16 protein-coding genes, 1 tRNA gene and 1 pseudogene are annotated in these 26,173 nt (G+C 68.3%); 4 read left to right on the forward strand and 14 right to left on the reverse strand.

Features of this window, described 5'->3' with window-relative positions:
- The first annotated feature begins 70 nt into the window (after positions 1 to 70).
- Entirely contained in the window at positions 71 to 733 is a 663-nt protein-coding gene (locus Ani05nite_RS27105) for a nitroreductase family protein (RefSeq protein WP_203772874.1), read from the forward strand.
- Positions 734 to 2,177: 1,444 nt separating this feature from the next.
- Here Ani05nite_RS27105 and Ani05nite_RS27110 read toward each other — a convergent pair.
- The 9 genes and pseudogenes from Ani05nite_RS27110 to Ani05nite_RS27145 form a co-directional block, all read right to left on the reverse strand.
- Positions 2,178 to 3,746, reverse strand: a complete 1,569-nt coding sequence (locus Ani05nite_RS27110) for a hypothetical protein (protein WP_203772876.1) — start codon at positions 3,744 to 3,746, stop codon at positions 2,178 to 2,180.
- Positions 3,743 to 5,227 carry a DUF4407 domain-containing protein gene (locus Ani05nite_RS27115; protein ID WP_203772878.1) on the reverse strand — a complete coding sequence of 495 codons (1,485 nt, stop codon included), beginning with the start codon at positions 5,225 to 5,227 and terminating at the stop codon, positions 3,743 to 3,745. The genes Ani05nite_RS27110 and Ani05nite_RS27115 overlap by 4 nt, the downstream gene beginning before the upstream one ends.
- Positions 5,221 to 6,711, reverse strand: a complete 1,491-nt coding sequence (locus Ani05nite_RS27120; protein ID WP_203772879.1) for a hypothetical protein — start codon at positions 6,709 to 6,711, stop codon at positions 5,221 to 5,223. Before Ani05nite_RS27120 ends, Ani05nite_RS27115 begins: the two co-directional genes overlap by 7 nt.
- Positions 6,712 to 6,713: 2 nt before the next feature.
- Positions 6,714 to 7,532: a protein phosphatase 2C domain-containing protein gene (locus tag Ani05nite_RS27125; RefSeq protein WP_203772881.1), complete on the reverse strand. Its 819-nt coding sequence runs from the start codon at positions 7,530 to 7,532 to the stop codon at positions 6,714 to 6,716.
- Positions 7,533 to 7,545: 13 nt separating this feature from the next.
- A complete protein-coding gene (locus Ani05nite_RS27130) occupies positions 7,546 to 9,135 on the reverse strand; it encodes a VWA domain-containing protein (RefSeq protein ID WP_203772883.1) in 1,590 nt (529 codons plus the stop codon).
- Positions 9,136 to 9,284: 149 nt separating this feature from the next.
- Positions 9,285 to 9,482: pseudogene (locus tag Ani05nite_RS42430) on the reverse strand (hypothetical protein); the annotation flags it as partial.
- A gap of 470 nt (positions 9,483 to 9,952) precedes the next feature.
- Positions 9,953 to 10,483, reverse strand: coding sequence for a hypothetical protein (locus Ani05nite_RS27135; RefSeq protein ID WP_203772885.1), 531 nt, complete (start codon positions 10,481 to 10,483; stop codon positions 9,953 to 9,955).
- A gap of 145 nt (positions 10,484 to 10,628) precedes the next feature.
- A complete protein-coding gene (locus tag Ani05nite_RS27140; RefSeq protein WP_203772887.1) occupies positions 10,629 to 14,213 on the reverse strand; it encodes a WD40 repeat domain-containing protein in 3,585 nt (1,194 codons plus the stop codon).
- Positions 14,214 to 15,195: 982 nt separating this feature from the next.
- Complete coding sequence (locus Ani05nite_RS27145) at positions 15,196 to 17,214, reverse strand: NACHT domain-containing protein (protein ID WP_203772889.1); 2,019 nt, start codon at positions 17,212 to 17,214, stop codon at positions 15,196 to 15,198.
- A gap of 848 nt (positions 17,215 to 18,062) precedes the next feature.
- On the opposite strand from Ani05nite_RS27145, the gene Ani05nite_RS27150 reads away from it, so the two are divergent.
- Entirely contained in the window at positions 18,063 to 18,851 is a 789-nt protein-coding gene (locus Ani05nite_RS27150) for a sigma 54 modulation/S30EA ribosomal C-terminal domain-containing protein (RefSeq protein WP_203772891.1), read from the forward strand.
- Between the two features lie 205 nt (positions 18,852 to 19,056).
- Here the strand turns inward: Ani05nite_RS27150 and Ani05nite_RS27155 are convergent.
- Positions 19,057 to 19,130, reverse strand: a tRNA-Thr gene (locus Ani05nite_RS27155).
- Positions 19,131 to 19,237: 107 nt separating this feature from the next.
- On the opposite strand from Ani05nite_RS27155, the gene Ani05nite_RS27160 reads away from it, so the two are divergent.
- Positions 19,238 to 21,322, forward strand: a complete 2,085-nt coding sequence (locus Ani05nite_RS27160) for a metallophosphoesterase family protein (protein WP_377880114.1) — start codon at positions 19,238 to 19,240, stop codon at positions 21,320 to 21,322.
- Positions 21,323 to 21,461: 139 nt separating this feature from the next.
- Here Ani05nite_RS27160 and Ani05nite_RS27165 read toward each other — a convergent pair whose 3' ends face one another.
- The gene (locus Ani05nite_RS27165; protein WP_203772893.1) at positions 21,462 to 22,298 is read right to left on the reverse strand and encodes a PSP1 domain-containing protein; all 837 of its coding nucleotides are present in this window, start codon (positions 22,296 to 22,298) and stop codon (positions 21,462 to 21,464) included.
- A gap of 152 nt (positions 22,299 to 22,450) precedes the next feature.
- On the opposite strand from Ani05nite_RS27165, the gene Ani05nite_RS27170 reads away from it, so the two are divergent.
- A complete protein-coding gene (locus Ani05nite_RS27170) occupies positions 22,451 to 24,550 on the forward strand; it encodes a hypothetical protein (protein WP_203772895.1) in 2,100 nt (699 codons plus the stop codon).
- A gap of 306 nt (positions 24,551 to 24,856) precedes the next feature.
- On the opposite strand, the gene Ani05nite_RS27175 is transcribed toward Ani05nite_RS27170, so the two are convergent.
- Genes Ani05nite_RS27175 through Ani05nite_RS27185 form a run of 3 tightly spaced genes read right to left on the reverse strand, consistent with a single transcriptional unit; the run spans position 24,857 to position 26,098 of the window.
- The gene (locus tag Ani05nite_RS27175; protein WP_203772897.1) at positions 24,857 to 25,474 is read right to left on the reverse strand and encodes a hypothetical protein; all 618 of its coding nucleotides are present in this window, start codon (positions 25,472 to 25,474) and stop codon (positions 24,857 to 24,859) included.
- Positions 25,474 to 25,770, reverse strand: coding sequence for a type VII secretion target (locus tag Ani05nite_RS27180; protein WP_203772899.1), 297 nt, complete (start codon positions 25,768 to 25,770; stop codon positions 25,474 to 25,476). Before Ani05nite_RS27180 ends, Ani05nite_RS27175 begins: the two co-directional genes overlap by 1 nt.
- 1 nt (position 25,771) lies before the next feature.
- On the reverse strand, positions 25,772 to 26,098 hold the full coding sequence (locus tag Ani05nite_RS27185; RefSeq protein ID WP_203772901.1) for a YbaB/EbfC family nucleoid-associated protein: 327 nt from the start codon (positions 26,096 to 26,098) through the stop codon (positions 25,772 to 25,774).
- Positions 26,099 to 26,173: the final 75 nt, after the last annotated feature.

Here is a 26,173-nt window from a genome sequence, read left to right on the forward strand (position 1 = left end):
TTCAGGTCATGCCCGTCAACTCTGGCCAGGGACCTTGCCCCCCGGGCATGCGACTTCCCAGACTGACGCCATGACCTCGAACAGTGCCCCGCTGATGCAGCCCGCTCCTCGCTACCCGGTGCCGGCCGAGGAGGCGCGCCTCCGGGTACGGGATTTCGCCGACGGCCTGTCGGTGCGGCGTACGGTCCGTGACTTCAGCGACCGGCCGATTCCGGACGGGGTGATCGAGCAGGCTGTCCGCGCAGCCGGCAGCGCACCCAGCGGGGCGAATCTGCAGCCTTGGCGGTTCGTGGTGGTGACCGATCCGCAGGTGCGCCGCGCGCTGCGGACGGCCGCCGAGACGGAGGAGCGGGAGTTCTACCAGCGGCGTGCGTCGCGGGAGTGGCTGGACGCGTTGGCCCCATTGGGCACGGATTGGCGTAAGCCGTTCCTGGAGACGGCGCCGGGGCTGATCGTGGTGTTCGAGGTGCACAAGGGGCCCAGCTCGCCGAAGCCGTACTACGTCAAGGAGTCCGTCGGTATCGCGGTGGGCTTCCTGCTGGCGGCTCTCCATCAGGCCGGTCTGGCGACATTGACGCACACACCGAGCCCGATGCGCTTCCTCAACCAGATCTTGCAGCGGCCGCAAGAGGAGCGCGGCTATCTGATCATCCCGGTCGGTTACCCGACCGACGAGGCCCAGGTACCCGTGATTGACAAGAAGCCTCTGCGGGAGATTCTCGTCTGGTCGTGACGGCCGCCGCGCCGGTCCGGCGGTCAGCGCTGTCATCGCCGATGGGCTGGGCCGCCGAGATGCGGCTGGTCGAGCGGGACCGCACCGGGCGCGTGCCCGCAGGCCGGCGCGCTCGACCGGCTCGAGGTTCGCGAGTCCCGGACGCGGCATCCCGCACGCACGCAACCTGCCGACGAGGACCAGCAGCTACGGACAGGCACCCATCGCCGCCCCACGCGGCCACCCGGACACCTGGGTTTCGTCCCCACGGCTGCCCGCCCCGCAGCCCGCATGGATGACCGCCACCGAACCGGTCGCGACCAGGCGCTTCTGGGGTCGGGGGGCTATTCGAAACCGTATAGAAAGACGTGCGGCCCTGATCAGCGTTCTGCTGGTCAGGGCCTCGCCCTTGGAGCCGCCTGACGGAATCGAACCGTCGACCTACGCTGCTCGACCACCGCAGCTTCCGGCTTGTCATTGGTTGTCGGGAGTGGCCGTTGACCTGCGAGAATGCTAGATCAGCCTAGTCATCGCTTGTCACCGATCGTCGTCTGTTGGCAGGGGTTTTCGGGGGGGGTAAACGGGGGCGCAAATCGCGGTGCCGGGAACGGCTACGCCACCGCATATGCCCTGGTAGCGTCTGCCCGCAGGGTGGGCCATCAGCTCTGCGATCAGCCCGAGTCGTGGCCTAATTCGTGCGTCAGCCGGTCGGGGCAGCTGGACGGCCCGATCGGGCTGGACATCAAGCCAGGCGGGCCCGCGGGCAACCCAACCGGCGGCGCGGTGGGTGTCGCGCCCCCGAGCTGGGCCCGGTCGGCGACGAGTAGCCCGGTGCCGGCCTCGACCAGCAAGGTCGCGGCGAGCGCGTAGCCAAGCACGGCGGCGGGCAGCATAGCGATGCTTATTGGGCAGCCAACGTCACTGACGCTCGCCTGCGCCGATCAGGTTTTCCAGAACATGGCTAACGTCGGGGGCGGTCGAGGGTTTCTGGATGTAAAACTTCTTGGTGATGCTCTCGTCGACGTGGCCCAGCTGGGCGGCGGCTTCGGAGACTAGGCCGTGTCCGCTCAGTACGGTGGCGACGGTCTTGCTGAGACGCTTCGCGGATCCATAATCAGCGGTGACACTGAGGGATCCAGGTTTCTCGTCGACAACAACGTACGCGCTGACAAGGAAGCTCTCGATGCCATGCTGCGTTTCGACCTTTCAGGCCTACCCGCGGGTGTTTTGAGGATCTGGGATCCTGACCCCCGGACCTGGCGCGTCCGCAAAATTGGGGCAGACTGACGGCGAAGGGCCTTGCTCAGGCGGATCTACCTCAAGCTGACGCCGCCGATGAAGCGGTGTCAAGCCCGCCGAGTAGCCGGAGGGAGTCTGACCCTCCGGCCCTCAGGCGAGGTCGGCCCTGCGCAGGGCTTCGTGATCGCCGTCCGGTTCCATCCCGTCGTTCCTCTCCACCGCTGCATCAAGATCGATCGGCGCGACGGCGCAGGCGCGGCAGCCACCCCCGGCGGCCGCCGGACGACTCGGCCATCTTTTCGCTGGCTGACGGCGCCTCGCGGGCAACTGGTTGGGGCGGCGCCGGCGGTCTATACCGGTAGAGGATCGCCGACTCCTCACGGATTAGGGTGGGAACGTCGTATCGATCCGAAACAAAGTGGAAGCCGAACGGTGAGGGAAGAATCTCGGGTGGTTCCCGATTGTCAGCTTGCCCGGAGGGGCCGATGTCGATCCAGGTGACGCGGGCGTGTTCGAGCAGTCGGTCCCAGTCGGCGCCGGAGGTGTTTGCGTCGAGCAGTGCGACGCTGGAGAAAAAGATGAAGTGCAGGCTCAGGACGTCGACGCCGCGAGCCTGGAAGGCGACCGCCGTACGCTGCGCCGCGCCGAGCAGGCCCTCGACCGTCTTAGCATGATCGAAGAGTTCGGCGCGGACCTTGGGCACATCATCCTCGGTCAGGTCGCCGGCCGGTCGCAGCACACCGTACCTGCGCAGCGGGTCAAGCGCCGCGACCACCTCCGCGGCCACCCGCATCCGACGACCGGTCAAGGCATCACCGCCCACATCAGCCAGCAGCCGGTCCAGGCTCCGGGCGAGCGACCGATGTTCCCGGCCGACCTTTCGCGCGCTCGAATCCTCATCCGGGACCACCACGAAGTACGCCAGCGACACCGCATCGATGCTCCTCGCCAGCCGTTCGATGGCGTACGCGTCCGTGGGTTCCGGACCGCGGAGGCGGCTCAACGCCGACCGACTGTCGACCTGGACGATGTCGCCCGCGTGGTGGAACACGGGGGCTTGCGGCTGAAGGCTGGGCGGCGGCTGCGGGAGGCCGAGCGCCTGCGTCGAGGCCGGCGCTGGCGCCGGGGTCACTGGGGGCGTCGGCGCAGGACTTCGTTGCTGCCGCGGGGCCTGCGTCAACGTAGCTGTCCCCATCCGCGGTGCTGGTCGCGGCGAGGGCCACGCCACGGCGAAATCCTGCCGATCGAGCAGACCCTGCTGAACCAGCCGAACGACCTCCGCCTGGAAGTCACGCTCGCCGATGGCCAGCTCCGGGTTCTGCTCGTACGCGGCGATGCTCTTCGACGCCGCCCGGGCGATCGTTCGGATGGTCGCAGGCGCGATGCCCCCGCCCTGAGAGTCCCTGCGGATCCCGGTGCCATATCTGATCACGCTGATCCGATTGAACGGGCCGTCATCATGCAGCTGACCCATGCCTTGCCGGGCGTCCTCTTCGGTCTCCCCAACGGAGATCGTGACGAAGATCGCGCGGGGCGCGAGGAAGTGTCCGTCAGGCACCGCCGCACGAATCAGCGAGGCCCGTAGCGCGCGGTGCCAGTCGGCTGGTGCCGCGAACTCGGTCGGCGACGGAGCATGAGCGACGGTCACCACATCATAGAGGGCGGCGTCGCTCTCGATCCGGTCACGGACCAGCTGGGCCAGCTCACCGGCGGGTACCGACAGCTGTCCCACCGGCACGATTAAAAGCAGCAGCCCGGCCCAGTCGGCGTCGACGCCCCAGTAGGGCTCGGTCATGGCTTGGAACCTCCGGACTGCTGCCCGCCACCGCCTTGCTGCGCCGGGTCATTGCCGTGCGGATTCCGGGCCTGCGGCAGGTTGTACGGGCCGCGCTGCTGCACGGCGTTCTGCGCACCCAGGACCCTGGCCGCCTGATACGTGGGTAGGTGCTGGCGGTTGGTGTAGTCGGCAGCGGATTGCCGCACCTCCTTACTCCACTGGTCGACGGCCACCATCGCGATCTCGGTCACCACTTCCTCGACCTTCTCCTGTACCTTCTTCGCGACCCTGGCCTCGCTGTCGGCGGCCCGCTGATCGATCTGCGCCTGTTTGGTGCGTTCCCGGCCGGCCCTCTCCTGGGCCAGCTTGAGCACCCGGTCGTCGTCGAGTTTCTCGGCCCGCTCGTAGATGGTGGTCGGACCGGCGGCGCTGAGCGTCTTGATCGCGACCGGCAGCAGCTCGATCATGAACAGGAGCGCCGCAAGGAGCAGGTGGGCCAGTCGCGCGATCCCGCTCTCGTCGCCCAGGTGACCGAGCGCCACCAGCTGGGCGAGCAGGCCGTCCTGGCGCTTCGCCTGCGCCGCGTCGTTGAGCTGCTGCAACTGCAGCTGCAGGCCGTCCCGCTGGGGCCGCAAGATCGCCAGTTGCTTCCCGGCGTCGGCCTGCGCGGCCGCGAGCGCCGTCTTGGCGTCCGCGCCGTTCTCCCGCTGCGCCCCGAGCAGCGCCGTCTGCTTGGCGTCCATGAGCCGCTTGGCGTCCCCGGCCTCCGCCTTGCGGTTCTGGTACTCCTTCTGCATGGCCAGCGCGAGCGGCCCGTTGCCTGATTTCTTGCTGGTGCCCTCGCAGCCGACGCCGTAGAGCTCGCACTGCCATTTGCGATACGCCGTCTCGGCCTGCTTCTGCTTCGCGTCGTAGGCGGTCTTGGCCGTGTCGTACTCCTGCTGCGCCCCGGTGAGTCCGGCCGCGGTGTACGTGTACTTGCCTGCAACGATGTCCTCGTACTTCCTGACCTCGGCCTCCTTGGCGTCGAAGAGGCCTTTCAGGCTGCCGGACGACAGCTCCTCCGCGGCGATGTTGGCCGCGGCGATCTGGTCCCGAGTCATCTGCCCGGCGATCTCGTCGCTGAAGATCCGCAGCGTGAGCGGGGTGGAGATCACCAGACCCAGCAGCGCCGCCATCAGGAGCCGGGGCAGGATCATCAGGAACATCCGCCCCTTGCTGCCCCGGGGCTTCAGATTGATGATGAGCGCCCGGTCGATGACCAGGATGAGAGCACCCCAGAAGAGTCCGACGAGAACCCCGATCGCGGGATTCGCCTTCAAACCGTCGGTCATGGCGTAGGCCATCGACACCACCGCGAGTGACGCGGTGGCCAGCAGCACCATCGCCAGCGCGATGTATTCACGGCGGGCCTTCGGCGCCAGGCTCAGCACTCCGGCGTCCGCGCCACCAAGCCGGCACAGCAGCGCCCCGGTCGAGTGCCGATCGAGCTCTACCATTTCGGATCCCCTTCATTCAGTGCCTGGCCGAGGCGTCCGCGCAGCACCCTGTTCAAACGTTTCATCGCATCCCCGACAGTTCGATCGATGGCGGCGGCCGGCGTTCCCGGAACGGGACCGAAGGCCGGCGCGGGGTAGTTGAGAGTCGGCGCGGAAGAAGCGAAGTTCAGGTCGGGGCCGGTCACGACCGGAAACGGCTGCAGCGCCTGGAACGCCCCGGCGTCGAGCGCGGGCAGGTCACGGATCTCGGGCCGGGGGATGGTGCCCAGCTGCCTGGCGATGTCGAGCGCCGGTAGTTCGTAGTAGTCGAGATACCCGGCGCGTACGCGCGGCGAGGCGCCGTGTTTGTTCCAGACTTCGACGTCGATCGGCCCACCCGTCGGTGGCTTGATCAAGAAACCGGTGGCGTGCTTGACGGGGTCGATCCCGTCGAGTTGGAAGCCCCCGGTTCCGTAGATCCGCACCTCGGTGCCGTACTCCTGCTCCCAGCGCACGAAGATGTCCGAGCCCCGCAGCGCGACGCTATGGCTGAGCGCGGCCGCCGTCAGCTCCGGGAGCCGAACGAGACTGAGCACCCGGTCCACGAGGTACTCCCGCAGCTCGGCCGCCGTCGGGCGGGCGGACCGATCGCGGCCCGCGGCTCGCCGGAGCAGCGTGATGCCCTCCTTGCCGAGCAGGTCCGGGATGGCTGTGGGGTTGACCGGATCCATCTGCTGAGTAGCGCCCTTGCCCGGAGAGAGGATCCGGATGATGCACAGCGCGAGCTTGTAGACGTCGGTCTTCTGATCCTGGAGTTTCTGCTGTTTGCCGGCGATCTCCGGCGGGGTGAAGCAGGGACCGTGCAGCTGAACCCGCCCGCTGTCGCTGAGCTCGGCGACGCTGTCACAGTCCATCAGCAGCACCCGGGCGAACGGCTTGGTGACGGCCACCGCGTTCTTGGCGTGCAGGTCGCCGAAGACGACCGGGTGGCGGTGCACGATCTCGATCGCGTACGCGAGCCGGGCCGCCAACGCGACCCGCATGACAGCGTCGCCGGTAACCGAGCGATCGATGCCCATCTTGTCGAGATATCCGTCGGTGGTGCACAGGAACTGCAACTCGAACAACGCCTTACCGGCGGGACCGGAGGCCGGCTTGGTGTCGACGAAGAACTCCGGGGCGATGAGGTCGATGAGGATGCCGTCGTCCTTGTGGCCGTCCTGCACCATCGCCAGCGGCCACACGGTCACCTCGTCCAGGTCCGCTGCTTCCGTGGCAGTCATCGCATTGCGCATCGCGACCACGGTGCGCATCTGCGCGAGGACCAGACTCCGATCGATGCCCTTGGGAAGCTCCCGCTGATCTTTCGCCCGCTTGAAGACGAGAGTCCGGCCTTCCAGACCCGGCACCGGATTCGACACATGGAACAGCGCACCGACCGCACCCTCGGCGAACGGCTTCACACCGTGCCCGATCCCCAGCGCGCCGACGTCGACAACGATCATGGCTAGGCCAGCCAGGCCCCGACCGCGGTGCGGTCGTCGAGGTGACTCTTGCGGGCGAACCCCACCTGCCGGGCGAACGCGAACACATCCGGCGGCGTCGCCCACCAGCCGGCCAGCGTTTCCTTGACCTGCTCCGCGTCTCGCAGAGGGTTGCCGATGCCGTCCGTGGTGAGGAACAGCGCACCGTCCGGTAGATCCCTCTCGATGACCGCCGGCCGCGGGTCCGCGTTCGGCAGGGCCCCGACCCGGCCCGAATCGGGGGCGTCCCGGTCATCGGCCGGGCCGTCGTCGGTGATCGACTCCCAGCCGCGCTTGTCCAGGAACCACACGGAGGTGTCGCCGATCCAGGCGATGGAGGCCGTCCGGCGGGTCTCCTCGAAGCGGATCGCCACCGCCGCGAGGGTGGTCGCCATCCCGTGCTGCGGCACGCTGAGCATGCGGTTGCGGTGCGCCGCCGCCTCGGCCAGGTCGGTGAGACCCAGATTGACCTCGACCACCGCCGCATGCCAGTCGCGATGCACCAGGTACGCGCGCGGTGCGTCCGACGCCACGAACGCCGCGGCCTCGTGGGAGAGCGCGAACTGCCCCACCCCGTCACACACGACGATCACCAGCGTCGCGGTGGCATCGTCGTAGACGACCGAGAAGCGGTCCTGCCGCGGCTCCCGGTTGTAGCGGTGCATCAGCCCGCGGACGCTGGCCGCGCGGACCTGCGCCCCGGGCACCACGCACTCGCTTAGCTCATGGTCGGCCGAGTCCGGGTGGTACGTCGGCGCGCAAGGCCCGATCGCGGTGGCCGTCCGGCCGGGCTCTCCGATCACGACAGGTCCGGTCTCAGACAAAGCTTCCACCCATCCCGTTCACGCCGGTCGGCTCCGGCATGACGACCGTCGGAGTGCCGGCCGAGGCGCTGTCAGCCGACTGGAGGATCGACCGCGCCAGTACGCCGACCATCGCCTCGAGCACCTGGGCTATCGAGGCCCCGTCCTTCGCGATGAAGTACCGGCCGCGCTTGCTGTCGTCGCCGAAATCGGGATACGCGAGCTTCTGCAGTTTCGCCGCGGTCGCGTCCCGGAATCCGAACGCGCAGATGTACGGGTACGCCTTGTTGTTCTCCTCGGTGATGAGCGACGCCATGGTTGCTTCGTAGCCGGCATTGTTGGGGTCGCCGTCGGTCAGGAAGTAGATGCACGGCCGGTAGACCCGCTTGCCTTCGCTCTTGAGCCGGGTCCGGTCTGCCGTGAACTTCTCGTGGAACTCACGCAACGGCGGGCTGTAGTCGGTGCCGCCGGAGGCCGACAGGGTCGGCAACGTGATCTCCTCCGGCGAGGCCAGCGGCACGGCCGTCCTCGCCCCGTGGTTGAAGGTGATCAGGCTCATCATCACCAGGTCGTTGATGATGGGCTCGTTGAGCAGCTGCTGATGCAACTGGCCCAGGGCCTTGTTCAGCTCACCCATGTCGGGTGCCATCGAACCGGACACATCGCAGAGAAGGTAGAAGGGCATGATGATCTGGCCCTCACCGTCGGCCCTGCGGTCCTCGTCGTATTCAGTCATGGTGGCTCTCAACTCCTGTGGGTTCGGTCGCCGGTCATGCCGGGCACGTTCGTCGGGAGGGTCACTTCCGGTACGCCGCTGGAAGCGCTCTGCGCGGACTGGAGGATCGACTTGCCGATCACCCCAACCAGCGCCGTGAGGGTCTGGCTCACCGACTGACCCCGCTCGGCCACGAACCAGCGGCCCCGCTTGTGCGGTCCACCGATCGGGATAGAGCTTCGTGAAGCCCGTGTCGAGCACAATGCGCCGGTACTCGTCCTCGTAACAGCCCAGGCCCATCTGCCCGTCGTGGCTCTGCCCCAAGATCGTCACCCCGGGCACGGGGTGGATCGTGCAGATGGTGATTCCCTCGTAGAGGTTGTTCACCCCTTGCGTCAGCTGGTGCTCGATGAAACTTCCCGGCGACCGTTGCTCACCCGGCACCATGACCTGGTCGGCCATCTCGTTGCCGCTGAACCTCGACCCGATCAACGCCTCGGCGAGCAGGTTCGCGTCCGCATAGAACGGCTCGTTGTCTGCCCAGATCGCCAACCCGTTACCCGCAGCGACATAATCGCCGATCATTTGGACCTGGTGGCCACTCAGAGTAGGCACCTCACCCGAGAGATACCAAAGCTGGGTGTAGCGGGAAAGCATCTCCTCGGTCAAGTCACCGCTGCCGTGCCGCGACCCGTGGTGTACGTCCAGGGCCAATCCGCGTTCGCCGAGCAGCCGCTGAAGTTCCTTCTCTGCGATCGGCCCGTCGACGATCGGGCAGTGGTAAAACAAAATCCGCTCGCCCCGGACACGGTCCTCGTCCCCGCCGCCGAGGTCGAATGCACGCCCCTCCGGGTTGCCGAATTGGTCGAAGCCCTCAGTTGTTCGCATCACCGCGTCACTCCCTAGCTGACGGACCGCTGTTGCGGCACGGAAGCGGCATCGGCCCACGCGTTGCTCATCCCGACGCCGAGGAAACGACCAAACGGATAACGACGCAGGTCCGGGTTGGGCACGGGAACCCTGACCGCCCGCGGGCGTTACCGGGGTTCTTGGGGGTGGTGCAAAACCGCATCGAAAAGCAGATGCCCTGACCAGCATGTCCTGATCAGGGCATCTGTCTGAGCCGCGTGGTGGCGGTCACCACCGACCGTACGGACGGCAGCGGCTAGCGCCCGCCGGAAGCCGACGAGCACGACGAGCTTCTTCGCTCGCGGTGTGGAGCAGTCGCCGAGATTGGAGCGGCGGTGAGACCCTGGTGCCCGAGGATTGCGCAACGTTGACAAGAGTCGACAACCTACGCTTACCGAACGTCACGGCCCCGGGTTTGTCGTTCATCGTCAGAACCTGCCGTTGGCCTGCGCAGACCCGATCGTCGACTTATCTACGTCTGTCACTGATAGTCGACCCTTGGCAGGGGTTTTCGGGGGGTAAACGGGGGGGCATTGACGCTTGCTGGGATCCGCGTGGCACTACCGGGCGCTCTCTCCGGCACGTCGCGCGTATCGGGTACGCCCATGTTCCCGGAAGCCGGCTACGTCGTCACGCCGTCGGACGCGATCGCAGTAGGCGCTTCAGCCGTCCGCCGGGCAGCCGGTCGAGGGGATAACCGGTTAGGGGCACCGCCCGATGGTCGGCCAGCACCAGCAGATGGTCGGCCACTACCAGCAGTTGGCGTCCGGCGGACCCCCAAGGTGTACGGCACGGCTCACTCGACCGAATCGACGTCAACGCCAATCGCCTCGCCGCCCGCCTCCACCCGTTCGGCTTCGAGGCGTCCGCGCACCGACCCGGACACGAGCCGCCCGGCTCGAACGGCGGCGACGTAGCCGGCGACCTCGCGCACCCTTGCCTCGCCCGTCACGTCGGCATTCGCGGTCTGCCGGGACTCTCCGCGAAGCGTCAGATCCCGGTGGTAGACGATCTCCAGGATGTTCCGGAGCGCGCCGACGGCGTCGATCAGAGCACGATCGCTAGTCTCGACGGGGTCGACACCGTCGGCATAGTCGGCCAGGGCGTGCCGCAGTTCCCTTAGGTCGGGCTCGAAGTGTGCGGCCAGTTCCGGATCGGGCTCCTGCAGCTCGGTTGGCGTAGCGAAGACCTGAGCGTCGGTCGTAGTCTTCTTAACCCTTTTCTCCCGGCGCAGCTTGATAAGTTCTCCGGCTTGCCCATAAAGGAACTTGATCGCTTCCGACAGCACGACGCCGCCTACGGCGCCGAGAGTGAACGGATCGGCCACGGTGGACTCCTGTCGCCGCTGGTGTATGGAGTATCGCACGGCCGCTGACAGTCCGGACCGGATGGCGGACGGCTCCCCTGACTCGTTGGACCGTGAGGTGCGGTCGCATCGCGGCTCCTCGCCGGGCAGTCAGCGACGAGCCGCGCTAGTGAACTCGGTACAGGGCCACGGTGCCGTTGCCGTCGCCGACCAGCAGAAGGTCTTCCTTGCCCGTCGCCATCACGAGGCGGCGATGCAGTGGCAGGGCGAGATCGCATCCAGTTGTCTGCTCGCCGAAACCCCAGATCGAGATTCGGTTCAGCAGAGTGACAATCCGCCCATTGCCGGCGGTGAAGCCGACCGCGTACGGCGAGAACACCTCTCCGCCAAAGCTGGTGAACGTGGCAACACTCTCGTTCTCGCCGAGTTGGTCGACCACGAACGCCCTACGGTTGAAGGGGTTGACGATGACGGCATAGGAGAAACCGAGGCATGCCACGTCAAGATTGTCCGGGTCGACGATTATGCTCAGCAAAGGCTTGACGGTTTCCTGCGTCTCGACCGTGTCGCCGTTCGTGTCCCACAACGCCAACCGGCCGTCTGACCACGCTGCGGCGGCCCATTGGCCATCGCCAGACATTCCCAGCCCGACGGCTCGGCATCCCGGATCTGTGCCGGAAACTGTGCGTCGCTGCCGAGAGGACAGGTGAAGGAGCTGCACGGTCCCATCGGTGGCTGCGCTCAGGATGGAGTCCCCGGTTACCAGCACCTGATTTACCTTTTCCGTATGGCCTGCGACATTGTCCAGGTGGCCGGAGTCGAGGTCCCATACCCAGAGGGTGCCGTTGGCTGTTCCGGCAACCAGCACCGTGCCGGATCGTCCCGCCGCGATGCAGGACAACTCAGTCAGGTTCATGCCGTTGGAGGGGACCGCGAAACCCATGTCCTGGAGACTTTCCACCTCGCCCATGGGTGCCACCCGGACCCTTGTCGGCTCCCAGGAGCCGACCGCCGGTCCATCCGAACCTGGCTGCACGTTGCCGTCGCTGATGATGGCACCAATGCTCTTGTCGAGTACCCGGACCTCGCCCGACTCGAGGCCGATCAGGTGCAGCTTCCCGTCAAGGGTCAGCGCGGCGGCCACAGTGCCGCCACCAACGAGAACGCACGCATGGGCGCGTGACGCAAGCTGGGCGACAACCCGCGATCTCCCGTCCGTGAGGCGCCACGACCGCATCTCCCCATCGGCGTCGACGCTGACGGCGAATTCGCCGCCGGGTGAGAGCGCAACAAGGTCGATCTCGGTGGTGTGGCCGGGCGATTCGTCGGCGAAGGCCTCGATGTTCCACATGCGGATGTCGCAGTCATATGAACCCGTGAAGAGCGTACGTTCGGCCACGTCCAGCGCCATGCATGTCACCCAGTTCCGGTGTCCTTGGAGCGCCCGCGTGTGACCGGTGGCGAGGTCGCAGACGGCCACTTTGCCGCGTTGCGTGCCCACCATGAGGCGGTTACCGTCGCGCGTTAGGACGAAGGAGAGGATCGCGTCGTCGACTGTCAGCACGGTACGGTCCGATCCGTCGTGCTGGCTCCAGATCCTAGCGGTGCCGTCCCGCGAGACCGACACGATGGACTGGGCGGAGTCGAGGAACCTGACGCCGGTCACCGAGAACCAGACGCCACGATCGGGATGCTCGTCGGTCGCGTGGCTTCCGACGAAGTGCCAGGTCCCGGAAGCGATGTCGAGAACCCAGATCTCGCCCGTGGCGGTTCCGACGACGGCCGTCTTCCCAGATGAGTCGAAGTCCCACGACCAGATCGGGTTGTCGAAGGGGCGCGCGATGTAGCCCACCTCGCCGGAGTGGATATCGACGGACACGAGCGGGCCCGAGGAAGTCAGTGCCAGCACTTGCCGGCTGTCTGGGAAGGCGGCGAGGTGGAGGACCTTGTGGCTTGGAAACCGCCATTGCTGCGTACGCAATGTCCGTCGCTCGCAGACCAGCAGAAGGGACGGTGCCTCCCGACCGTCGGAGAGTGCCCGGCCGGTCTCGTCGAAAAACGCCGCCGCGAATCCGCTGTCGGGTGTCACCGTAACGGCGTCGATGACGCCAACGATGTCGGACACGATTGCCACGTCTTCCGACGCGTGATCCCATATATAGACATTACGGTTGAGGAATGAGGTGACGGACCATGTGCCGTCGGGCGAGATGCAGATTTCCCGGAGAGGCCGCGGCGCCTGGATGACGCGACAGGTCCGATCCGCCAGATCCCATATCCGCACCGTGTTGTCCGGGCTTCCCGAGATCAGCTCGGACCCGTCCGGCGTCAGCCGCATCGCCCGGATCACGCCAGGGTGGCCGCTGAGGACGCCCACGAGATTCGCCGTGCTCTCTCCGCCGCCGGACCATAGCAGCCTCCCGTGCGGCGCGGAGATCTCGTCGAGCCGGGCGACGGCTCTCGCAACGACCTCGGGGAGACGCCGCCGGACGGCCTCGTTGTGCACTTCTTGGGCGAAGTACGCCGCAGCCTGCTCGCTGCCGGCACTGAGTCGGTGCGCACGGCCGGCCAGAATGGCGCGAATCTGCGTCGCTTGCTTGGCAAGGCTGGTCAACCCGTCCGACAGGCCGGGCGGATGCCAGTCGTCTGGCGTTCTGGCCAAATCCGTTAGGACAGCGCTGATGCCCACGGCGATGGTTCGCGCCTCGAGGTAGTGGAGATCCGTTCTCAGTCCGAGCAGGCGGCCAATGATCTCGTGCGAGGCTTGAGGCGCGGCCCCTTGGACGGCGTGCAGCAGGTGTGACTCGAGATGGCGGAGCGGATACGGGTCGGCACACTCAAGCCACCGAAGACCATTCCATTGATCCATAAAGTAGCGGCCGATGCGGAAGTGCCCATCCCGTACGTTGACGAGCGGGTAATCGCCCTGGGTCAGGTAGTCCCGGAAAGAATCGTGGTAGAGGCGGTACTCCGATGTTTCGGGGTCCATGACGCAGAATTGGCCGAGGAGCCGCAGAGTGTCGTCGACCCCGAACGGTGAGTCTTCCGAGCCGGGAAGGTCGATGCCGGAGATTTCGCCGATCTGCTGACGGGTCAGTCCTCTCCCCCGGGCCGCAACGAGGAGCGCCAGCACAGGGCGGATACGGGTGACCCATCGATGATCGGTGGAGGCGCTTCCACCTGGGTAAAGCTCGCGGGCTACGAAGCTCGCGTACCACTCATCAAGCCCCGCAGGGAGTTGCTCGGGCAGTGCATCGTCCGCCTCCAAACTGCGAAGGGCGTAGTGCGCATACAGGTAGTTTCCGTCGGCGGCGGCTGCGATGCGACTAGCCAGTGGCTCCGCGCCGCCGGCCCCAAGCTTGATTGTCCGGGCACGGATGTATCCCTCTATGTCGTCCTCGCCGGACACCCGGTCCGTCGCCAGATCAAGGAACGAGCTGTCGGCGCACCTCAACAGGGACACGACCCTCTCGTCGGGTCGGGTCGTTACGACGAAGCGGATCGGTAGGTCGGCCATACTCTGCGCGATCAGGCGGGCAATGCCGTACTCAGCACCGTAGGAAACCGTTTCGTCCAGGGCGTCGACGAGGAAGATGGGCTTCGTGGACACTACGCCGAGCGCTTCCAGGGGTTTGCGAAGAAGCTGGTCGACAGCCCGTCGCGGCGACGAATCCATGAACTTGATCGTGACCCCGGCCACCGTTGCCCCCGTGCCCGCTGAGTGCACACTGACATTGGCATTGATGTACACGGGTGCGGACGTGGTGCTTGCAGGTCCGGGGAGAAGCAGCGCGTCGCGATATCCGGGTAGCGATGCGACAAGCCCGGATGCCAGTGCCTCAACGTAGCGGACCGGGTCCAGCGTGGCGTCAATGCGCGAGTCGCAGAAGTAGGTTCGGGCAGCTCGCTCGCCTAAACCCAGATGCTGAAGGAACGTCGTTTTGCCAGACCCTGGGGCTCCCGAAATGGTCAAGAGCCGTGCGGAGGTCGCCGCCCAGTCGTCCACCGCCCGGACAAGCCAACTTCGGCCGTGGAAGTCCTCGGCCGCTGGGCCGCTAGGCTCCTTAACCATCGCTACATGATGGAGCGTCTCCGCAGATTCGCCAAGGTGTAGTCCCCCATGGCCGGTACGCCGGTCACCGACGGGCTATCTTTCTTCCTGACCTAGCGCCGCCGACCCGACGCGCCGAACAGCCTGACGACCTGGTGGTCTTCGCCTACGAAGCGGACCCGATCGCCGAGCCGCAGCACCGGCCAGACCGACGCCATCAGACTGGACGCGATTTGATCGAAGGCAGAAGGGTGCCTTGACGTGCGCTCCAGTCCGCTCTGGACCGCAGATCGTCCCTTCCACTCGACCATTAGTCGACAACCTACGCTCCTCAACCATCGCCCTCCCTAGCTTGTCAGTCGTTGTCATAGATAGTCGCTGACCTGCGCAGACGCGGCTGTTCGCTGATCAACGTCTGCCACCAGTCGTCACCCGTTGGCATGAGTTTTCGGACGGGGGGGGTAAACGGGGGGGCCGGACCGGGCCACCGGCCGCCACGGCGAACCGCGAACCCGGACGGCGTCGTACCTGCGGGGGCCGTTGGTTGTCAGACCTGCCATAGGGCGGTTGACGGCCTGGCGTGCGTCAGCGTGGGCGCTGAATGCTCCGCCTCCCGCCGCTACCCGCAAGGCCGCGAACCTACTGGCCAGGTACCACGCCGTTCTTTGCCATTGCCGATGTTCTATTCACCGGTAAATGCCGGTCTCCAACATCTGGCCAAGAACCCTTGAATCTCGCGGTGGGGGAACTGGAAGGCGTCACCTGCGCAGGTTAGGATCTGCTGATCCTGACTCCACCGGAGAAAGCGAAGGTAGTGCGGTGGCCCGTATCCGGCCGCAACGATCTTGTTTCGCACGTACTGGTACTGCACGACCGGTGCGCCACCGAATGCGAGCCAGTACCCCGCGACAGTCACGGGCGTCATCGGCAGCACGAGCACGAGGCTGTAGCCCCAGCTATGGGTGCGTACCCCGCTCAGTACGGCGGCCGTCACGAGGGCGGGTACAGCGACTGCGATCGTCATGAACATGGCGTTGGCCGCTGACCGACGCAACTGTTCCCCCGGGGACACCGCCGTCGTTTCGCGCAGTCGCTTCGGGCTGTCGATGGTGAGAAGTCCGGGCAGGTACAGGAGAGTGCACGTGCCACAAATGCTGATGAGCGCCGCGTAAGGCACACGTATCCCGGTGAGCAACTCCTTCAGGAGGACGATAGGAATCATTACGGCCAGGAGTGAAACGCCGACAACGGATACGCGCTCGGTCCAGACAACCCGCAAGGTTGTCAGGTTCCACAGCGGCTGGATGTACCGCTGGTTGTTAGCGTAGTTCCGGTTCACATGGTTTGCGGTCGTGGCGTAGACGAGCCCGGACGAAATGGCGGATATTAATAGCGCAACCAGGCTCACGCGGCCCGACACCGCCAACACCACGAACTGGGTCAATCCCCAGACCAGAATCGTGAGACGCAGACCGCGTTGCAACAGCCGCAATGGGCTGCCCATCATCGTGTCCGGATCAGAGTCCGGGATCTGCCCCGCCCACGCGGAAGGCAATCGGTCGACGGTCAGCGACGCAGCATCATTGGCGGTGAGCCACCAGGCTAGCCATTCCAGCCACCGCCGAGCGTCAGCTGCTGGGTACCGCGTCTGCCGACCGCGTCGAGCCAGCAGTTCGTCGACGTACGTGTTCAGTACATGGTCACGCCGCTGCCGCGCCGATCCTCTTCTCACCAGCTGCACATTGGGATTGCTCGCCGAAACCCGCGCCACAATGCTGAGCATCAGGGGAGTGCGTACCATGTCCCACCAGGCCCGATCAGTGCTGGGCACCGAGGCGACAGCGGTAGCCGCCGGCCGCTGGAGGTTGCGAAGGTACTCGAGCGCTTGTTCTTGGGTCGGCGCGAGGACCTCAACCGCGGCGGTAACGGTGAGCGGTGTCCGCAACGCCTGATACTGCTTGGTGCGGCAACCGACGGCGATCCGTGCAAGGTGAGCCGTTTGAAACATCCCCATCGCGGCGACGACCTGGCGACGTCTTAATCCGCTGATCTCGTCCAACCCGTCGATCACGATGACCAGCCGGCTGCTATCCAGGCAAGCGCGGACGGTTTCTTTGTCAATTTTGTAATTGACGGCGGCCTGGGTGACCACCCAGTCGTCGAACGCGCCGTGACGGCTGTCCCACGACTCCAAGCCCAGGTACACGGCAAGGTCAGGGTCGTCGTCCTGCTCGGCTTGCAAGCACAAGGTTGCACACAACTGCATCAGCATGACGGTTTTGCCGACACCGCCATCCCCGACAACCAGCAACGACTCTCCGCAGAGTCGGAATAGCGCGCTGACGTCGGCCGGGCCCGGGTCCGCTGGGCTACCCTGTGCCAGATCAGAGCGGCCAGCCAGCTTCACGGGGATGACCGGAACGTTATCTACAGCCCGACCCAGCTTGTTCGACAGCACGGCGTTAACACGACGAGCCGCGATACGTCGGGCTCTGGCGTCACGTCCGCCGGCGTCTCGTTTGATCTGCAGGCCACCGGCGGCCACCATCAGAACAGCCAGAGGAATGAGCGCCCAGATCGCCCACCTGCCGAGCCAAGAAGGCAACATATCGCTGGCCAGATTGGTCGCGAGCCCGAACGCTGCAGTCGGCAAAGCCAATAGCAGGAGGGGCCACAGGGCAGGCAGCCTCGACAGACGCATCAATGCCCTTCCTGGAAGTCCTTCTTGAGTGCCTCGATGAAGTCCGGCCCGCGACCATCACGCGCTGGCCCGCACCACTCTTAAGGGCCCATGGGAACGCAATCGCACAGATATTCTGATCAGTCGGAAACGTTTCCGGCTACCGGTGCGCCTAAACGCGGGCAACATGGAGCTGGAAGCGACCCAACGCACGGCGCCAGCCTTGCCGTTGGCCGTAAAGATCAGTCCTTAGCTGCGCAGGTGCCATCTCCAAGTGGCCAGTGCTTGTCAGCAATTGTCAATATGGTGACGGTTTCCCACGGGGGTAAATGGGGGGGTAACGGGGCACTCCATCAGTCGCGCCGCCCCCGTGATCCGGGGACGGTGCGCCGACAGTCCCGCCCTGGGCAGTGACACGACAACTGTAGGCGCGCGAGCGGGTCAGCGCACCCATGTGGCGATGACGCAGCAGCGCCCGCATCAACACCCAACCGTTCGATGCCGCACAACGCGACCGTTGCTGGAAGGCGCTGCCCGGATCGTCGAAGTTCGGATCCTCCCGGGAGGAAAAGGCAGTGCAGCTCAGACTGGGAGACCGCAGCAACTTCGCGCCAGCATCCGGACCAAATCCTCGCCCAATTGAATCATCACGAACACGAATATATAAGCGAAGACAGCGTTCACCAAACCTAAGCGTTGTCGTGTACCAGTCACGGTGACCGCTGAACTCGAACTATGGCCCGTTCGGCCGAGCCCAAACGTGGCATCTCTCGAGCGCAGGGCGTCTGCACGGGTTGAACGTGGATTGCCACCGATGGCACCTCGTGCCGCATCACTACGAGCAGCGAATGTCGAGGTGTCCGGACGCGGTGGTCCAGCCGTCCGGCGCCAATGCGGGCCGCGGTATGCCGGCGGCAGCTCCGGTGCTGCTCCAGCCGCGAATCTCAATGCGGCGGATCGATGACGCCGATGCGGCGACGGTGCCGTGTCAGCAGTGTCGCGGCGAACGCAAGGTCGCGTATGCCAGCGGACGCCGTCTGCGCGATGGCAGGCAGGCTCAAGGTGATGACCATGAGGAGAATGCCGGCAGGCAGCCGCCCTCCACCATCGGTCAAGCCGTCGACCGGGTCACCGCGGCGCCGCCACCGGTGCTCCACCGGCTGAACACCCACCTGGCAGGCCCGACCGGTCCACCGACGTTCAGCCACGGCGAATGGCATCAGAACCGCGAACCGAGCCCCGTTCGCACCTACGCCCGACCGGACCGGCACCCCCGAGGGCTGGTCCGGCACAAAGCCCGCCCACCCGCCGTGCACGACGTCACCACCGCCGCCGCCCTGACCATGGACCTGCGCGACTACGACTTCTACCTGTTCACCGACGACCACGACGGGCACGACCGAGTCGCCCACCGCGCAGGACCCACCGGCTACCACCTGGCCACTCTCAAGGCGACGACCCTCATCGACCACGCCCCGAACTCGCCCGTCGAAGCCGACGGCGACCCCGTACCGTCCGTCACGCTGCCCGAAGCCATCCGCCACCTGGACACCAGCGGCCGCGCGTTCCTCATCTTCGCCGGCGCCGCCACCACACGTGCAGAAATCTTGTACCGCCGCTACGACGGCCAACTCGGCCACGTCACACCCATCTGGTGACGCGGCGCCCATCTACAGGGATCCCTGGCCACGCGCGCATCCACGCCTTTATCGGAGTGACCCTGCCCTGACCAATGCTTCGCAAAGCGACCGGATTTGATTCCACTAGGTCCGGACCTGAGGGGTTTTCGGGGGGGGGCTCAAATCTTCTTCGAAGAAGAACGATGCCCTGACCTGCGTTTCCGCTGGTCAGGGCATCCATCTGAGCCGCCTGACGGAATCGAACCGTCGACCTACGCATTACGAGTGCGTCGCTCTAGCCGACTGAGCTAAGGCGGCAACGATCGTTGAGTCTACTGCATCGGCCGTCGCGCTCCGGAACGACCCCGCCCAGGCGCGCCGGAACCGGACGGCCGGTGTCATACCCCCGGGCTAGTCTGCCTCTCGTGACCGATCAACAGCCGCCCCGGCGGCACCGCCGGCGATCCGCCGAGGCCGAGCCCTCGGTGGCGCGGCGGCCGGTGAGCATGGAGCCGCAGCAGCTCGGGTTCACCCCGCAGCGGCCGGTCGGCTGGCTGGCGCCGCTGCTGCTGCTCAACACCGGCCTGCGCACGCTGTTCGCGATTCTCTTCGGCGCGTATCTCGACAAGCGGGAGCTGCAGAATGCGCTCTCCGGCGACTCGTTCCAGCAGCCCGGCACCGACGGCGAGCTGTGGCTGGACTACGTCGCCGACCTGGGCGACGGGTTCCACGCGACCTACTCGGTGGCGTACCTGCTGGCGCAGCCGCAGCTCGAGGTGGGCGGCCGGGTCCTGCCCCGCGGCCAGGTGCTGCTCATGGGCGGCGACCAGGTCTATCCGGTCGCCAACGGCGACAGCTACGAAAACCGCACCAAAGGGCCGTACCGCGCGGCCCTGCCCCAGCCGCCGGCCACCGGGCCGCGGCCCACGCTCTTCGCCCTGCCGGGCAACCACGACTGGTACGACGGCCTGACAGCCTTCCTCCGCCTCTTCGCCCGCCGCAAGGACGGGCACATCGGCGGCTGGCGCACCCAGCAGCGCCGTTCGTACTTCGCGGTGGAGCTGCCGGCCAACTGGTGGCTGTTCGGGATCGACGAGCAGTTCGGCGCGTACATCGACGACCCCCAGCTGCTGTATTTCGAGAAGGCCGCCCGCAACCTCGGCCCCGACGACCGGGTCATCCTGATGACGCCCTCGCCGACCTGGGTCAAGGCGGCGAAGAAGCCCGAGGCGTACGACGCGGTCGACTACTTCATCCGCACCATCCTCGCGCCCACCGGCGCCCACGTCCGGCTGCTCGTCTCGGGCGACATGCACCACTACGCGCGTTACACGGGCGAGGACCGCGACCTGATCACCTGCGGCGGCGGCGGCGCCTACCTGCTCGCCACCCACCAGCTGCCCGAGACCCTCACGGTGCCGCCGAAGGAGACGCTGACCCGCAGCGCCAGCCGCAGCCGCGACTACTCGCTGGTGTCCCGCTTCCCCAGCGCCGCGCAGTCCCGGCGGATGAGCTGGGGAGTCTTCGGCAAGCTGCCGGCCCGCAACACCGGCTTCGCGACGATGCTCGGCATCGTGCACACGCTGACCATGCTGGCGATGGCGGGCGCGGCCGGGCAGAGCGGCACCATCCAGCGGCTGTTCAGCATCCCGCTGGTGCTCATGCTGGTGCTGATCATGACCGGGGCGGTGCTGTTCGCGCAGCCGCCGGGGGCCAGCTCCGACAAGCACGCCCGGCACTGGATACTCGGCCTGGCCCACGGCTTCGCCCAGATCGCGCTGGCGGCGGGCGGCACGTGGGTGTGGCTGCAACTCCCGTTCCGCGACTGGGCCTGGCCCGGCCCGCTGGCGGTGGCCGCGGTGCTGTACGGGCCACTGATCGCGTATCTGGCCGCCCAGCTGGTCGCGCTTTATCTGCTGATCGCGAGCTTTTTCGACGTCAACGTCAACGAGCTGTTCGCGGGCCAGGGCATCGAGGACGCCAAAAGCTTCCTCCGCCTGCATATCGCCGCGGACGGCACCCTGACCGTGCACCCGATCGGCATCGACAAGATCTGCCGCAAGTGGGTGGCCGACCCGCACGGGCCGCCGGACAGCCCGTGGCTGCGGCCCGACGAACCCCTGCGGACCCACCTGATCGAGCCGCCCATCATCGTCGACGGTCCGGCCGAGGCGGCACCAGCACCAGCACCGACGCCGGCGACATCCGGCACGGCTACGCCCGGCACCGCGACGCCCGGGACAGCGACGCCCGGGACAGCGACATCCGGGGCGGCGACATCCGGGGCGGCGACGCCCGGGACAGCGACGCCCGGGACAGCGACATCCGGGGCGGCGACGCCCGGCACCGCGACGCCCGGCACCGCGACGCCCGGCACCGCGACGCCCGGGACAGCGACGCCCGGGACAGCGACATCCGGCACGGCGACGCCCGGCACCGCGACGCCCGGCACCGCGACGCCCGGGACAGCGACATCCGGCACGGCGACGCCCGGCACGGCGGCGCCGTAGGGCGGTGGCTCCTGCGCGGCATCGGCCGGAGGCGCGGACGGCGTCGGCTCCCGGCGCGGCCGGCCTCGCTCCTGGTCGACCTGCGGATCACCGCGGCCGGCGAGCCGACCGCGAGCCGGAACGCCAGGTCACGTATCGGTCAGGAGTACTGCTCGTCGTGGGCCTGGCGGGGTCCGCAGACCGACGCACGGCTGCACGAGCAGCGCGACCCGTCCGCGTCCATCCGCACCACCACCGCATCCTTCGGCACGCTGTGGGCCACGACCCTGCCGTCCCCCTCCGGGGTGGTCACCCGGGAGCCCACGGCCGGCGCCGACGCCTGAAACTTCTGATACAGCGGATGTTCGTATTTGAGGCAACACATGAGCCGCCCGCACGCGCCCGAGATGCGGAGCGGGTTCAGGGGGAGGTCCTGGTCCTTCGCCATCCGGATGGTCACCGGCTCGAAGTCCGTCAGGAACGTCGCGCAGCACAGGTCGCGGCCGCAGGAGCCGATGCCGCCCTGCACCCGGGCCGAGTCACGGGCCGACAACTGGCGCAATTCCACCCGGCAGTGCAGGGTCGCGCCCAGATCGCGGACCAGGGACCGGAAGTCCACGCGGTGCGGGGCCGTGAAGTAGATCGTGGTGCGGGCGCCACCCGTGCCGCCCTGCTCCAGGACGTGGTCCACGGCCACGACCTTCATCGGCAGCTCGTGCGCCTTGATCAGTTTCTTGGCCGCGACCTTGGCCTCGGCCTTACGTTTGCGCAGCAGCTCGTCGCGGCGCAGGTCGCGGTCGTCCGCGAGGCCGGCGACCTTGGGGAAGCCGTCCGTGTCCTCGCTGACCCACTGCGCCGCCCAGACGCACTCCGCCACCTCGGGCCCGTCGTCGGTCGGGACCAGCACCCGGTCGCCCACCTGGGGTGAGAACTCGCCCGGGTCGAGGTAGTAGAGACGGCCGTACCGGTTGAAGCTGACCGCGCACAGCATGCCCATGAAGACACCCTACGGCGACGGACCGGCGGTGCGAAACCGCGCAGAACCACATAGATCAGCGCAACCCCCGGGCATCGACCCTCGTTGGGCCATGCCGTAGACGCCGCTCGCTGCGGTGATCCTTGGGGGAGGACCTTTTCATGATGCCCGCCGTGTCAGCCCGGGTTGATCTTGTTACACCCGCCGAGCCCGACCAGGGCGTGCCCGGCACCACCCGGGCCCGGATGAAGGCCGCCGCGCTCGGCGTGGTCGGGGCCCTGCTCGTGCCGCTGCCCGCGGCCGCTGCCCCGGCGCCCTGCGAGCAAGCCCTCCGGTACGCCGCCCAGTCCGGCGCCCAGCTGATGCGGATCGGCACCCTCGATCTGACCCCCGCCGGCCGCACCGGCCGGCCGGTCCGGGACGTCGGGATGGGCGACGTCAAGTCCGCCCTGGTCGCGCAATCGACGATCAACTCGGCCGCGCTGGGCCGGGTGCTGGACGGCGGACCGGCGGACCGGGGCGCGCCGGCCGAGGTGCTGCAGCAGACGGCCCCGCCGTCGCACGACCGGCCCGAGCGGCGCCGGCGCACGGCGGTCACGGCCGGGCCGTTCCGCCTGGGCGCGAGCGACCTGACCGTGCACGCCCGCTGGGACCCGCGAATGGCCTGCGGGGACCTGCCGGGCGAGGTGACCCGGGCGCAGGCGGAGCTGCGGCGGGCCGGGGTGCTCGAGAACGGGGGCGCGGCGCTGGTGCGCGTACCCGGAAAGATCTCCGGCCTGAGCACGACGGCGATGGAGCGGCGCGGGCCGGCCGCCCGGACCGTCGCCGCGGCCTCCATGACCGGCGGCACGATCGAGGTGCTGGGCGGCGCGATCACGGTGAAAGTGCTGCGGCCGCCGTCGTTGCTGGCTTCGATGTCGGGTACGGACGGCGGTGAGGTTCGCTACAAGCCGGCGGTGATCGAGGTGTCCGGGGAAGGGCTGGAGAGCGCGCGGCTGGACACGGCGGGGGACGAGGTCGAGGTCCGGCTGGATGAGAACGGCGAGCCGGTGCCGGAGCAGGACGGCACGGGCCCGGGCGGGGCGGTGGCGGACCGAACGGCGCAGGACGGAGCGGCGCCGGGCAGCGTGGGTCCCGTGGGAGGGGCCGACGACGGGGACGGGCAGAACGGAGCGGCGCCGCGCGGCGCAACCACGGGCGGCGCGGCGAGGAGTGGCGCCAACACGGGCAGCGCAGCGACGCGCGGCGCGGCGACGGGCGACACGGCGACGGGCGGCGCGGTGAATAGCGGCGCGAACACAGGCGACGCGGCGAGGAGCGGCGCGGGCACGGGCCGCGCAGGGACAGGCGGGACTGTCCGGGACGGGGCGGCGACCAGCAGCGCGGGTGGGAATAACGCAGCCACCGGCAATACCGCGCCCCGCGACACTCGCTGGGAGGGCGCGAGCAAGACCGCCACGACTCCGCAGGGCGCAACGAACCGCAGCACAACGAGCGACAGCCCGGCACGGAGCGGCGGGACGGCAAGCGGCGGCACGGCAACCGGCGGCACGGCAACCGGGGGCACGGCGAAGGGAAGCCGCGCGCGGAACGATGCGCCCAAGGGCAGCGCGGCGACCCACGGCAAGGGAGGCACCGGCACGAGCCACGGCCCCGAGCACACCGGCCGAAGCGACGGAACCCCCGCCGACGAAGCAAGAACCGACAAAGACTCCAAGCCCGCCTCGTCCGACAAAGGTGACAGCCGCGGCCCGGCCGGGGACACCTCAGGATCGCCGTTCGCCGGCCTGCCGACCGTCGGCGCCCTCGCCCCGGCCGCACCACTGACGCCGCCGAGCCTCCCGGCCGTCCCGCCGCTCGCCGGCCGTACCACCGAAACCGCGCCGGCCGCCGGGCCCGGCACGACCGTCAGGATCGGGTTGGGCGATGTGCGCCAGGCCGTCTCCGGCCACGCCATCGCGGCGAAGGCCACCGCGGTGACCATCGCGATCACCCGGGGAGCGGACCGCCGGGCGTACGGGGACGGCACAACCACTGCGACCGGCCTCGTCCTGGACCTCGACATGGGACTGCTCGAAGTGGCCGCCGTCGCTCCGGAGCCGGCCGGCGCGGTGTCCGGTGTGGCCGATGCCGACGCCGGTGCCCACGGCGGCGGTGGCGGCCTGCCGATCACCGGCCCACGGGTGGACCTGATGGCGTTGACCGGCGTGGCCCTGCTGATCGGCGGGGCGGCGGCCCTCATCTTCGGCCTGCGCGGTCGTCCGCGCCCCTGACCGGCCGTCGCCCCACCGGTCCCGGCGGCGGTGAAGCCGGCTGCAGCGACGAGCCCGACCGCATCCGAGCCGGCCCCCGCGCCCTATGGTCCGTCGAGCCGACTGTCGCTGGCCGACGGTGCGGTCCCGGCCCCCGCAGGTGCTGTTCTGGTGCGACGAGCGGCCGGTTCCCCGCTCCGGCCGGCGACAAAGGGCGGCGGCGGGGGTTGAGTGAGCCGTAGACCTGCGGGGGGTGCAGGGGACGCGGCGCCGCACTCGGAAACCGGCTGTCCGGGCGCGGCGCCCGTCGTCACGGCGGGTGCGGGGTCAGCCCGGTAGACCCACCGGCTCCGCCAACCGTCCCGAGCCGTGCAGCACCTCCGCACCGCACGCGCAGCTCTCCGCGACGGTCCGCAGCACCCGCGCCGCGACCTCGGCCGCCGCCTGCTGTTCGCGGACCGCCGCCGGGTCCGTCCCGGTCCCGGCCAGCGTCACGGCCTCGCTGGAGGTGAGCACCTCCGCCAGCGTGCCGGCCAGGGAGTCGCGGGCCGAGCGCATCCAGGCCACCAGGGAGTCGGCCAGGTCGGCCGACGCCTGCAACCGTTCGTCCAGGCTGTCCGGGCCGCCGCTGAGGTGGTCGGCCGTCCGCTGCCGGGCCGTGTCGTACGCGTCGGCCGCCTCCCCGCTCCACTCCCCCGGCGCCGGCAGCGAGGCGGCGAGCACCGCGTAGGCCCGGGCGTCCGCGCGCAGCTCGGGCCCGGCGTCGGCCAGGTCGTACGGGCGCAGCGCCGCGACCGCCCGGGCCGCGTCGCCCGGCAGCAGGCGCACCCGGCGCAGCTCCGTCCACACCGGGTGGGCCGGCGGCGCCCCGGCCGTGGCCAGGATGTCGTCGACCCGGCGCAGCAGCGGCGCGGCCGTGCTCAGCAGGCGGTCCAGGCGGTCCATCACATGCTCCGGCGGATTCGGCGGCCGGCCTCGTCGTCCGTCTGGTTGTAGGCGCGGCCGGTGAGCCGGATGTCGGCCGCGAGCGTGGTCAGCCGGGCCGACACGGCGGCCGCCTCCTGCGCCCTGGCCGCGAGCACCGCCTGCCAGCGGGCGTGCAGCTCGCGACCGAGCCGGCCCGGCGTTCCCGCGTCGTCGGCGCCGAACGCGCCCGGCGAAGCGCTGTGAGCGGACAGCGAGCGGTCCACTGTGCTCAGCGCGTCCGCGGCGGATTCCAGGCGTTCGGCCAGCTTGTCCATGTCAGCGGTCTCCCAGCGATCGGAATGCCCCGAACACCTCGTCGTGCAGTTTCTCCCGGGCCCAGCGGGCCGCTTCGCCGGCGGTCGTCACCACCGCCTGCACCTCCCGGGCCAGCTCGGCCGCCGTGCGGTGCTGCAGGCTGCCGCGGATGCGGACGTCCGTGATGTCGCCGGCCGCGGTGACCAGCACCTCGATCGAGTCGTCGGGCGAGTGCACCGACACCAGGTGGCCGGCGACCGCCTGCTCGAACTCGGCCCGCAGCGCGTCGAGGCGGCGGTGGCGCTCGATCGCCTCGTCGATCCAGGCCTCGTCGATCTCGCGGGGCATCCACAGGCTCCTTACCGGGAGTACCGCCTCGGTTGCTTTACGGCACCGGAACCGTACCCGTTACCCGGACCCGCG

This window comes from Actinoplanes nipponensis (assembly GCF_016862275.1).
Taxonomy (GTDB): domain Bacteria; phylum Actinomycetota; class Actinomycetes; order Mycobacteriales; family Micromonosporaceae; genus Actinoplanes; species Actinoplanes nipponensis.

What these genes read in the sequence shown, in the direction of transcription:
- Ani05nite_RS27105 (WP_203772874.1), top strand. Translation starts at nt 71, where the DNA reads ATGACCTCGAACAGTGCCCCGCTGATGCAGCCCGCTCCTCGCTACCCG.
- Ani05nite_RS27110 (WP_203772876.1), bottom strand. Translation starts at nt 3,746, where the DNA reads ATGACCGAGCCCTACTGGGGCGTCGACGCCGACTGGGCCGGGCTGCTG.
- Ani05nite_RS27115 (WP_203772878.1), bottom strand. Translation starts at nt 5,227, where the DNA reads ATGGTAGAGCTCGATCGGCACTCGACCGGGGCGCTGCTGTGCCGGCTT.
- Ani05nite_RS27120 (WP_203772879.1), bottom strand. Translation starts at nt 6,711, where the DNA reads ATGATCGTTGTCGACGTCGGCGCGCTGGGGATCGGGCACGGTGTGAAG.
- Ani05nite_RS27130 (WP_203772883.1), bottom strand. Translation starts at nt 9,135, where the DNA reads ATGCGAACAACTGAGGGCTTCGACCAATTCGGCAACCCGGAGGGGCGT.
- Ani05nite_RS27145 (WP_203772889.1), bottom strand. Translation starts at nt 17,214, where the DNA reads ATGCGTCTGTCGAGGCTGCCTGCCCTGTGGCCCCTCCTGCTATTGGCT.
- Ani05nite_RS27165 (WP_203772893.1), bottom strand. Translation starts at nt 22,298, where the DNA reads ATGGGCATGCTGTGCGCGGTCAGCTTCAACCGGTACGGCCGTCTCTAC.
- Ani05nite_RS27175 (WP_203772897.1), bottom strand. Translation starts at nt 25,474, where the DNA reads ATGGACCGCCTGGACCGCCTGCTGAGCACGGCCGCGCCGCTGCTGCGC.
- Ani05nite_RS27180 (WP_203772899.1), bottom strand. Translation starts at nt 25,770, where the DNA reads ATGGACAAGCTGGCCGAACGCCTGGAATCCGCCGCGGACGCGCTGAGC.
- Ani05nite_RS27185 (WP_203772901.1), bottom strand. Translation starts at nt 26,098, where the DNA reads ATGCCCCGCGAGATCGACGAGGCCTGGATCGACGAGGCGATCGAGCGC.